This window comes from Streptomyces sp. NPDC004031, from assembly GCF_053604375.1.
In genome coordinates this window covers 54,759-63,138 of the sequence record NZ_JBSGHL010000051.1, presented here as the reverse complement: position 1 = coordinate 63,138, position 8,380 = coordinate 54,759, and the positions used below count along the sequence as shown (strand labels likewise).

The 8,380-nt window shown below is 75.2% G+C and carries 8 protein-coding genes; 6 read left to right on the top strand and 2 right to left on the bottom strand.

From position 1 onward, the window contains the following. Positions 1 to 202 precede the first annotated feature (202 nt). Positions 203 to 1,552, top strand: a complete 1,350-nt coding sequence (locus ACWERV_RS27760) for a ricin-type beta-trefoil lectin domain protein (RefSeq protein WP_452938049.1) — start codon at positions 203 to 205, stop codon at positions 1,550 to 1,552. A gap of 59 nt (positions 1,553 to 1,611) precedes the next feature. On the opposite strand, the gene ACWERV_RS27755 is transcribed toward ACWERV_RS27760, so the two are convergent. Next, complete coding sequence (locus tag ACWERV_RS27755) at positions 1,612 to 2,262, bottom strand: TetR/AcrR family transcriptional regulator (RefSeq protein WP_452938046.1); 651 nt, start codon at positions 2,260 to 2,262, stop codon at positions 1,612 to 1,614. Between the two features lie 118 nt (positions 2,263 to 2,380). Here ACWERV_RS27755 and ACWERV_RS27750 point away from each other — a divergent pair, with 118 nt between their 5' ends. The 5 genes from ACWERV_RS27750 (at position 2,381) to ACWERV_RS27730 (ending at position 7,428) form a co-directional block, all read left to right on the top strand. Then, positions 2,381 to 3,061 carry a response regulator gene (locus tag ACWERV_RS27750; protein ID WP_452938043.1) on the top strand — a complete coding sequence of 227 codons (681 nt, stop codon included), beginning with the start codon at positions 2,381 to 2,383 and terminating at the stop codon, positions 3,059 to 3,061. Positions 3,062 to 3,129: 68 nt separating this feature from the next. Continuing rightward, positions 3,130 to 4,350 carry a sensor histidine kinase gene (locus ACWERV_RS27745; RefSeq protein WP_452938041.1) on the top strand — a complete coding sequence of 407 codons (1,221 nt, stop codon included), beginning with the start codon at positions 3,130 to 3,132 and terminating at the stop codon, positions 4,348 to 4,350. Positions 4,351 to 4,484: 134 nt separating this feature from the next. Continuing rightward, on the top strand, positions 4,485 to 4,877 hold the full coding sequence (locus tag ACWERV_RS27740) for a hypothetical protein (RefSeq protein WP_452938039.1): 393 nt from the start codon (positions 4,485 to 4,487) through the stop codon (positions 4,875 to 4,877). After that, positions 4,877 to 5,758, top strand: coding sequence for an ABC transporter ATP-binding protein (locus ACWERV_RS27735; protein WP_452938037.1), 882 nt, complete (start codon positions 4,877 to 4,879; stop codon positions 5,756 to 5,758). The genes ACWERV_RS27740 and ACWERV_RS27735 overlap by 1 nt, the downstream gene beginning before the upstream one ends. After that, positions 5,755 to 7,428 carry a hypothetical protein gene (locus ACWERV_RS27730; protein WP_452938035.1) on the top strand — a complete coding sequence of 558 codons (1,674 nt, stop codon included), beginning with the start codon at positions 5,755 to 5,757 and terminating at the stop codon, positions 7,426 to 7,428. Before ACWERV_RS27735 ends, ACWERV_RS27730 begins: the two co-directional genes overlap by 4 nt. Here ACWERV_RS27730 and ACWERV_RS27725 read toward each other — a convergent pair. Further along, the gene (locus ACWERV_RS27725) at positions 7,394 to 8,281 is read right to left on the bottom strand and encodes an alpha/beta fold hydrolase (RefSeq protein WP_452938033.1); all 888 of its coding nucleotides are present in this window, start codon (positions 8,279 to 8,281) and stop codon (positions 7,394 to 7,396) included. The genes ACWERV_RS27730 and ACWERV_RS27725 overlap by 35 nt on opposite strands. Positions 8,282 to 8,380: the final 99 nt, after the last annotated feature.

The window sequence follows — 8,380 nt, the reverse complement described above, 5'->3', positions numbered from 1 at the left end:
CCGCACCGTTCTCCGGCGTTGATGACCGCTCAACCTGAACGCACAGGTCAGCGCATCCGGCGCGGTGGATGCGAGTGGTGACGGCACCAACTGCCAGTAAAGCTTCCTGACAGATGTCTTGACGTGGTGTCGTCAACACGCGCAAACTCCGGTCTGCTCGGCCGAGAACACCCCCACGCCCCCGGCTTCCACGGAGCACCTCATGCGCGTCAAACACTGCATCGCCACCGCAGCAGCACTCGGTCTCGCCGCCACCGGCGCCGTCCTCAGCGGTGCGGGCAGCGCCCAGGCAGCGGGTCCCGCGCTGCCGGCCCACTTCGCCGCCCCCTACCTCCAGATCGACGGCAACACCGCCAACGACATGGCGGCGGACATGAACGCCACCGGCCTGAAGAACTACACGCTCGCCTTCCTGATCCCGCGCTCGGGCTGCACCCCGTACTGGGAGGCGAGCGGCGAGGGCATCGGCGCGTACACCTCGCAGATCAGCGCGCTCCAGGCGGCGGGCGGCAACGTGATCATCTCCTCCGGCGGTGCCGAGGGCGGCGAACTCGCCCAGACCTGCACCTCGGTGTCCTCGCTGACGGCGGCCTACGCCAACATCGTCAACACCTACGGCGTCAACCGGCTGGACTTCGACATCGAGGGCGGCACGCTCGGCGACACCGCCGCCAACCAGCGCCGCAACCAGGCGCTCGCCGCCCTCCAGGCCCAGAACCCGGCGGTCCAGGTCGCCTACACCCTCGCGGTGGACCCGGGCGGCCTGCCCTCCCAGGAGTACAACGTGCTCAGCGACGCCAAGAGCAAGGGCGTCAACGTCAGTGCCGTCAACATCATGACGATGGACTTCGGCGACGGCCAGAACGCGCTCAACGACGCCCTGTCGGCGGCCCGCGGCACCGCGGGCCAGCTCGCGGGCCTCTACGGCATCTCGACCGCGGCGGCGTACAACCGCCTCGGCCTGACCCCGATCGCCGGGCAGAACGACGACAACGAGTACTTCTCGCAGTCCGACGCCCAGACGCTGGAGAGCTTCGCCGCCACCAACGGCGTGCAGGAGCTGTCCTTCTGGGAGGTCGACTACTACGACAAGCCGGCCGGCTACGCGTACTCGCGGATCTTCAACCAGATCACCGGCGGCGGCACCACGACCCCGCCGCCGAGCGGCGGCACCGGGCAGATCACCGGCTTCGGCGGCAAGTGCGTGGACGTCGCGGGCGCGAGCAGCACCAACGGCGCGGCCGTCCAGCTCTACGACTGCAACGGCACGAACGCCCAGCAGTGGACGGTCGGTTCCGGAGGAACGCTCAAGGCGCTCGGCAAGTGCATGGACGTGAAGTCCGCGGGGACCGCCGACGGCACGCAGGTGCAGCTCTACGACTGCAACGGAACGGCGGCGCAGTCCTGGCAGAAGCAGTCCAACGGGGAGCTGGTCAACACCGGCTCGGGCAAGTGCCTGGACGCCACCGGGCAGAGCTCCGCCAACGGCACCCGGCTGCAGATCTGGACCTGCTTCAACAGCTCCAACCAGCACTGGACGCTGCCTTCCTGACCCGCGGCGCCCTCCCCGTCCCGGTCCCCGCGCACCCCGCGGGGGCCGGGACGCACGCGTCAGGGGGCGTCCGGCGGCGGTTCGGCGAAGGCGCCCGCGGCCGCGGCCACCGCGGCGGCCGTCGCTGCGCGGTCGGGCAGCCCCGGGTCCGGCGGCATGCGCAGGAGCACCAGGTGGTGGTAGAGCGGCGCGGTGGCGGCGACCAGCAGGTGCCGTGCGTGGGTGCGCGCGGGGATCTCGCCGCGCTCGGCGGCGCGGTGCACGAGGATCTCGAAGCGGGTGTAGCGCTCGTCCCAGAAGCGCCGCAGGGCGCGGGATGCCTGCTCGGAGCGGAAGGACGCGGCGATCAGGGCCGCGGTGACCGGCGGTTCGCCGGTGAGGACCAGGTGGATCTGCCGGTTGAGGGCGGCGAGGTCGCCCCGCAGTGAACCGGTGTTCTCCGGCTGCCAGTCGGCGCCGGCCGCGGCGTCGACGACATCGGCGAGCAGCCCGCCGATGTCCCCCCAGCGGCGGTAGACCGTCGTACGGTGGACACCGGCACGGGCCGCGACGGCGTCCACGGTGAGGGCGTCGTACCCGGTCTCCACCAGTTCCAGGAGCACCGCCTCGATCACCTGTAAGCGGATCCGCCGGGTGCGGCCGCCCGGACGGCGCCGGGTCCCCTCGGCATCCGCGGCGTCCGTTTCACTTGCGGGGCGCAAATGTGTCATGACGCTATGTTAATACAACACATATCGCGATAAGCCGGTGTCAACTGGCGTGAACACGCACATATGGGTTCGCCCGCCCCGCTCGCCCCACCCGGCCGCATGGCACCATGGGCCGATCATGACCATACGTGTGCTGATCGCCGACGACCAGGAAATGGTGCGGCGCGGGCTGCGCCGGACCCTGGAGAGCCAGCCGGACATCACCGTCGCGGGCGAGGCCGCCGACGGTGTCACCGCACTCGCGCTGGCCCGCGAACTGCGGCCGGACGTCGCCCTGGTGGACGTCCGGATGCCCGGTCTGGACGGGCTGGAGGTGACCCGGCGGCTCGCGGGCGGCCCGGAGGGCGTGCGCGTCGTGGTGGTCACGACCTTCGACCTCGACGAGTACGTGTACCCGGCGCTGCGGCACGGCGCCTCCGGCTTCCTGCTCAAACGCTCCGGCCCCGCGCTGCTGGTGGAGGCGGTGCGCGCGGCGGTGGCCGGCGACCAGCTGGTCAGCCCGTCGGTGACGGTGCGGCTGCTGAAGGAGGTGACCGGCGCGAACCGGGGCCGGCCCGCCCCGGCCGCACCGGAGGAGCCGCTCACCGAACGGGAGGCCGAGGTCGCCGGGCACGTGGCGCTCGGCAGGACCAACGCGGACATCGCCCGCGAGCTGTTCATCTCGGCCGGCACGGTGAAGACCCATGTCGCCGCCGTCCAGCGCAAGCTGGGGGTGCGCAACCGGGTCGGCATCGCGGTGTGGGCGTGGGACGCGGGGCTCGCCGACCCCGTCCGTCCCCCGGGGGGCCCCGACCGGTGAACGGCACGGCGGAAACGGACGGCCCTGGCTCGGCGGCGCGCGCCGCGGACGTCGCAGGAGGCTGCGCGGTGAACGACGCGACGGAACGGGACGGCCCGGACCTCGCGGCGCCCGCCGCGAACCGCCCCTCCGGGGAGACGGAGGGCGGGCGGCGGCTCGGGCTCGCCGGGGGCCTCGCGGTGCTCGTGCTGCTGCCCGCTCTCGCCGGGCGCCCGGTCGCCCTGGTGACGGCGGTGTCCGCCGCACTGGCCGCCTTCACCGCGTGCCTGCGTGTGCCCTGGCGCCGGGTGGCCGGGGTGCCCGCGGCGCCGCTCCTCGCGGTGTGCCTCGCCTCACCGGCCGCCGACGCCGCTTTCCGGGGGCCGAAGGGGTACGTCGTGCTGTGGGCGGTGGCCGAACTCCCGGCGCTGCTCGTGCTGCTGCTGCGGACCGCACGCCGGGCGCCGCGGCGGACGGCCCTGGTGCTGGGTCCGCTGCTGGCGCTGGGCGCGGTGCTCATGCCGCTGCGGCTGCTGGCCGCCGACCCGCCCGTGGCGCCGCACGCGGTCGTACCGAGCTGTGTGCTGGGCCTCTTCCCGGCGGGGCTCGCGGCGGGCGTGGGGCTGTACTTCCGTGCCGTCGAGGCGCGGCGGGTCCGCGCCGTCGCGGGGGCGCTGCACGCCCAGCGGCTCCAGGTCGCCGCGGATCTGCACGACTTCGTCGCGCACGAGCTGACCGGCATCGTCGTCGAGGTGCAGTCCGCGCGCTGGGCGGGCGGCCTCGGCCCGCAGGAGACGGCCGAGCTGCTGGCCCGCGTGGAGGCGGCCGGGGTAAGGGCGCTGGACTCCATGGACCGCACGGTCCGTTCGCTGCGCGACGGCGCGGCGCCCGCCCGGCCGCACGGCCTCGCCGACCTGCCCGGCCTGGTCGGCCGCTTCGCCGGCGCGGCGGGAGCGGGGCCCCGGGCCGAACTGCGCCTGGAGCCGGGCCTGGACGGGGTCCTCGCCCGGCCCGCGGAGGACGCCGCCTACCGGGTGGTCGTCGAGGCCCTGACCAACGTCCGCCGGCACGCCACGGGCGCGGCCCGGGTCACCGTGACCGTCGCGCGCACCACCGGTACGGCCTCGCCGGGCGGCGTGCGGGTGACGGTCACCGACGACGGCGGTGGCGCGCCGCCCCGCAAGGCCCCGCGCCACGGCGGCGGTACGGGCCTGGCGGAGCTCTCCTTGCGCGTCACCACCCTCGGCGGCTCCCTGACCTGGGGCCCGCACGGCGACGGCTGGCGGGTACGGGCGCTGCTGGCCGTATGACGGCGACCGGCCTCCGCGCGGAACCGGGCCCGCGGCCTTCCCGCACCCCGATATCTGCCGAACGGCAGATGCGCGGGCGGTGCCCGTTCGCGGAGGCTCGGGGGGTCTGATCACCGACCCCTCCGGAGGACCGCGTGCGCCCCCTCGTCCCGGTCGGCGCCAGTGCGTCGGCCGCCGTCCTGCTCGTCCTCGGCTCGCTGACCGCCTGCTCCGTGGACGCGAAGAACGCCACCCCGCACAGCACGGCGTTCGCGTTCAGCGGCGACACCCTCGACGTCCGGGCGCACGGCGTCCCGACCGACCTCGTCGCCGCCGACCGCGAGGACGTCGAGGTCACGCGCTGGTTCGACGCGAAGGCGGGCAGCAAGAAGACGCTGGTGTGGAAGCTGCACGGCGGCGTCCTCGACCTGGACGCCCGCTGCAAGGGGCTCGCGCTGTGCGACGCCCGCTTCCGGGTGGAGGTGCCGCGCGACGTGACCGTCCTGCGCGACGGCCGCCCCACGAAGCTGAAGGGGGCGAAGCACTGATGCTGGAGCTGATCGACGTCACCAAGACCTACCGCGGCGGCAAGCGCGCCGTCGACGGGATCACGCTGCGGCTGGCCCCCGGCATGCTGGGCCTGCTCGGGCCGAACGGCGCGGGCAAGTCCACCCTGATGCGCATCGCGGCCACCGTCACCCGTCCGGGCACCGGCCGTGTGCTGTGGCACGGCGCCGACGCCGTCGCCCGCCCGAACGCCCTGCGCGCGGCGCTCGGTTACCTCCCCCAGGACTTCGGGGTCTACCCGAACCTGTCGGCCCCCGAGTTCCTGCGCTACCTCGCCGCCGCCAAGGGCCTGTCCGCGCGCACCGCCCGCGCCCGGACCGCCGAACTGCTGCGGCTGGTGAACCTGGAGGAGGCGGGCAAGCGCCCGCTGAAGGGCTATTCGGGCGGCATGCTGCGCCGCGTGGGCATCGCCCAGGCGCTGCTCGCCGATCCGCAGGTGCTCGTCGTCGACGAGCCCACCGCGGGGCTCGACCCCGAGGAGCGGGTCCGCTTCCGCAATCTGCTGAGCGACCTGGCGGCCGACCGGATCGTGCTGCTGTCGACGCACATCGTCTCCGACGTCGAGTCCGTCGCCCGCGACATCGCCGTGGTGGCACGCGGCCGTCTCCTCTACCGCGGGACCCCCGAGGAGCTGCTGCGCCGCACCGCGGGCCTGGTGTGGGAGCTGTCGGTACGGCCGGAGGACCTCGCGGAGCTGCGCGCCCGGCGCACCGTCAGCCGCATGGTGCGCACACCAGGCGGCGTACGGGTGCGGCTGCTGGACGGCCACCGGCCCGCACCCGACGCGGTGCCCGTGGAACCGGACCTGGAGGACGCCTACCTGGCGACCGTCGCGGCGCCGGAAGAGCGGGCCGCCTCATGAGCGCCGTGGCACCGGCGGGCGCCGGAACCGCTGCGCGGGCCGGGAGCGGGGTGCGGGCCGGGTTCGGCGCGGTCGCCGGGGTCGCCCTCGCCGACCTGCGCGACCGGATCCGCCGCCCGTCGTTCGCCGTCACGCTGCTGGCGGCCGTCGCCCTGGGGTGGCTGGCCGTCCCGGCACCCGGCGCGCACTGGGTGATCCTGCAGATCGGCGACCGCCGCGGAACGTACAACAGCGCGTACGTGGGCCTGGCCACCGCGCTCGCCGGGACGCTGTGGCTGGCGCTCGGCGGCTTCTACGTCGTACGGGGCGCCCCGGCGCGCGACGAGTCGTCCGGTGTGGGCCGGCTGCTCGCGGCCACACCGCTGCGGACCACCGCCTACTTCGCCGGGAAGCTGCTCGGCAACGTCCTGGTGCTCGCCTCGATGCTCGGGGTGCTCGCGGTGACCGCGCCGGTGATGCAGCTGCTGCGCGGGGAGTCGCGGACGGTCGACCCGGTGGCGCTGCTGCTGCCCTTCGCCGTGGTCGCGCTGCCGGTGATCGTGGCCGTCGCGGCGGCCGCGCTGCTCACCGACACGGTGCCGGGGCTGCGCGGCGGGCTCGGCAACGTGCTCTGGTTCTTCGTCTGGCTCACGCTCGCCTTCGCCGGACAGGGCCCGCACGCGCCGCTCGGCGGCATCGGCGTGCACGAGGCCACCCGGTCCATGGAGGCCGACCTGCTCGCCCAGGCGCCCGGCGCGCACGGTGAGTTCAGCCTCGGCTTCACCTACACCGACACGCCGCTGCACACCTTCACCTGGGACGGCTTCACGCCCACCGCGCACTTCCTGCTCGGCCGCGCCGCGCTCGTCGCCCTGGCTGTGGTCTGCGCGCTGCTGCCGGGCCTGTGGTTCGCCCGCTTCGACCCGGCCCGCACGCGTACCCGGCGCGGGGCGGCCGCGCCCGTGAGCCCGGCGTCGCGGGAGCGGCCCGCGGCCCCACGCCCGACGGTCCCCGCCCAGGGCCAGCTCACCCCCGCCAGGACCGGCGGCCTGCTCTTCCCCCGCCTGTACGCCGCCGAGCTGCGGATCCTGGTGCAGGGCACCCGCTGGTGGTGGTGGAGCACCGCCGCGCTGCTGACCCTGACCGCCTTCGCGGCGACCGGCAGCGGCGCGACCCGCTTCGTACTCCCCGCGGCCTGGATCTGGCCCGTCCTGCTGTGGTCGCGGCTCGGCTCCCAGGCCGCCGAGCACCGGGTCGACACGCTGCTCGGCGCGGCCCCCCGCCCGCACCGCCGGGTGCTGGCCGAGTGGGCGGCGGGGGTGACCCTCACCGCGGCGACCGGGCTCGGCCCGGCGGCGGTCCTGCTGCGCGACGGCGACTCCCCCGGCGTGGCCTGCTGGCTGGCGGCCACCGCGTTCGTCCCGTCGTTCGCGCTGGCGCTGGGCACCCGCAGCCGCAGCCACCGGCTGTTCCAGGCCCTCTACGTACCGCTCTGGTACGGCGCCGCGAACGGCCTGGGCGCCCTCGACTTCATGGGCGCCACCCGGGCCCCCGGCACCAGTGCCACGCTCCCCCCGGCCGCCGTGGCCGCCCTGTCCGTGCTGCTGCTCGCCAGTGTGCTGGTCCCGCTGCTGCGCGCACCGGCCGCAGCGCGGCTCAGCGGGCCAGCAGGTCCCGCAGCGCCGCGGTGACCTCGTCGGGCGCCTCCTCGGCCATGAAGTGCCCGGCCCGTGTCAGCCGGTGGTCCAGGTCGGGCGCCCACGCCCGCCACACGGCGGCGGCGTCGTAGCCGAGCTGCGCGCCCCAGTCCTGCTGGATCACCGTCACCGGCATCGCCAGCTGTGATCCGGCGTCCAGGTCGGCCTGGTCGTGCTCGACGTCGGCACCGGCCGAGGCCCGGTAGTCCGCGACGATCGACGGCACGGCCGCGGCGCTCGCCCGCAGGTAGACGGCGCGCACCTCGGGCGGCATCGCGGCCGGGTCGGCGGCCCAGGCGTCGAGGAAGGAGCCGAAGAAGGCGTCCGCGCTCGCCGCGATCATCGTCTCCGGCAGGCCCGGTGGCTGCGCCATGAGGTAGAGGTGGTAGCCGACCGCCGCGGACACCCCGTGCAGGACGTCCCACATGTCCAGGGTCGGCACGATGTCGAGGATGCCCAGGTGGGTGACGGTCTCGGGGTGGTCGAGCCCGGCCCGGAAGGCCACCAGCGCGCCCCGGTCGTGACCGGCGAGCGCGAAGCGCTCGTGGCCGAGCGCCGCCGCGAGGGCCACGACGTCGGCGGCCATCGCGCGCTTGGCGTACGTGCCGGGGCCGGTCGCGGCCGGCTTGCCGCTGTCGCCGTAGCCCCGCAGGTCGGGGCAGATGACCGTGTGGTCGGCGGCGAGCCGCGGGGCGACGTGCCGCCACATCAGGTGGGTCTGCGGGAAGCCGTGCAGCAGCACGACGGGGCTGCCGCTGCCGCCGACCGCGGCGGCGATCCGCACACCGTCCGCGCCGGGCAGGCGCACATGCTCGAAGCCGGGGATACCGGGGGTGCCGGGTGCCATGGGGAACCGTCCTTCGCTGGGAGGAGCCGACCCGGCCGAGCATGGGCGACGGCGATCAGCAGCCGATCAGCACGGTGCGGCGCGGCGGGCCGCGGGCAC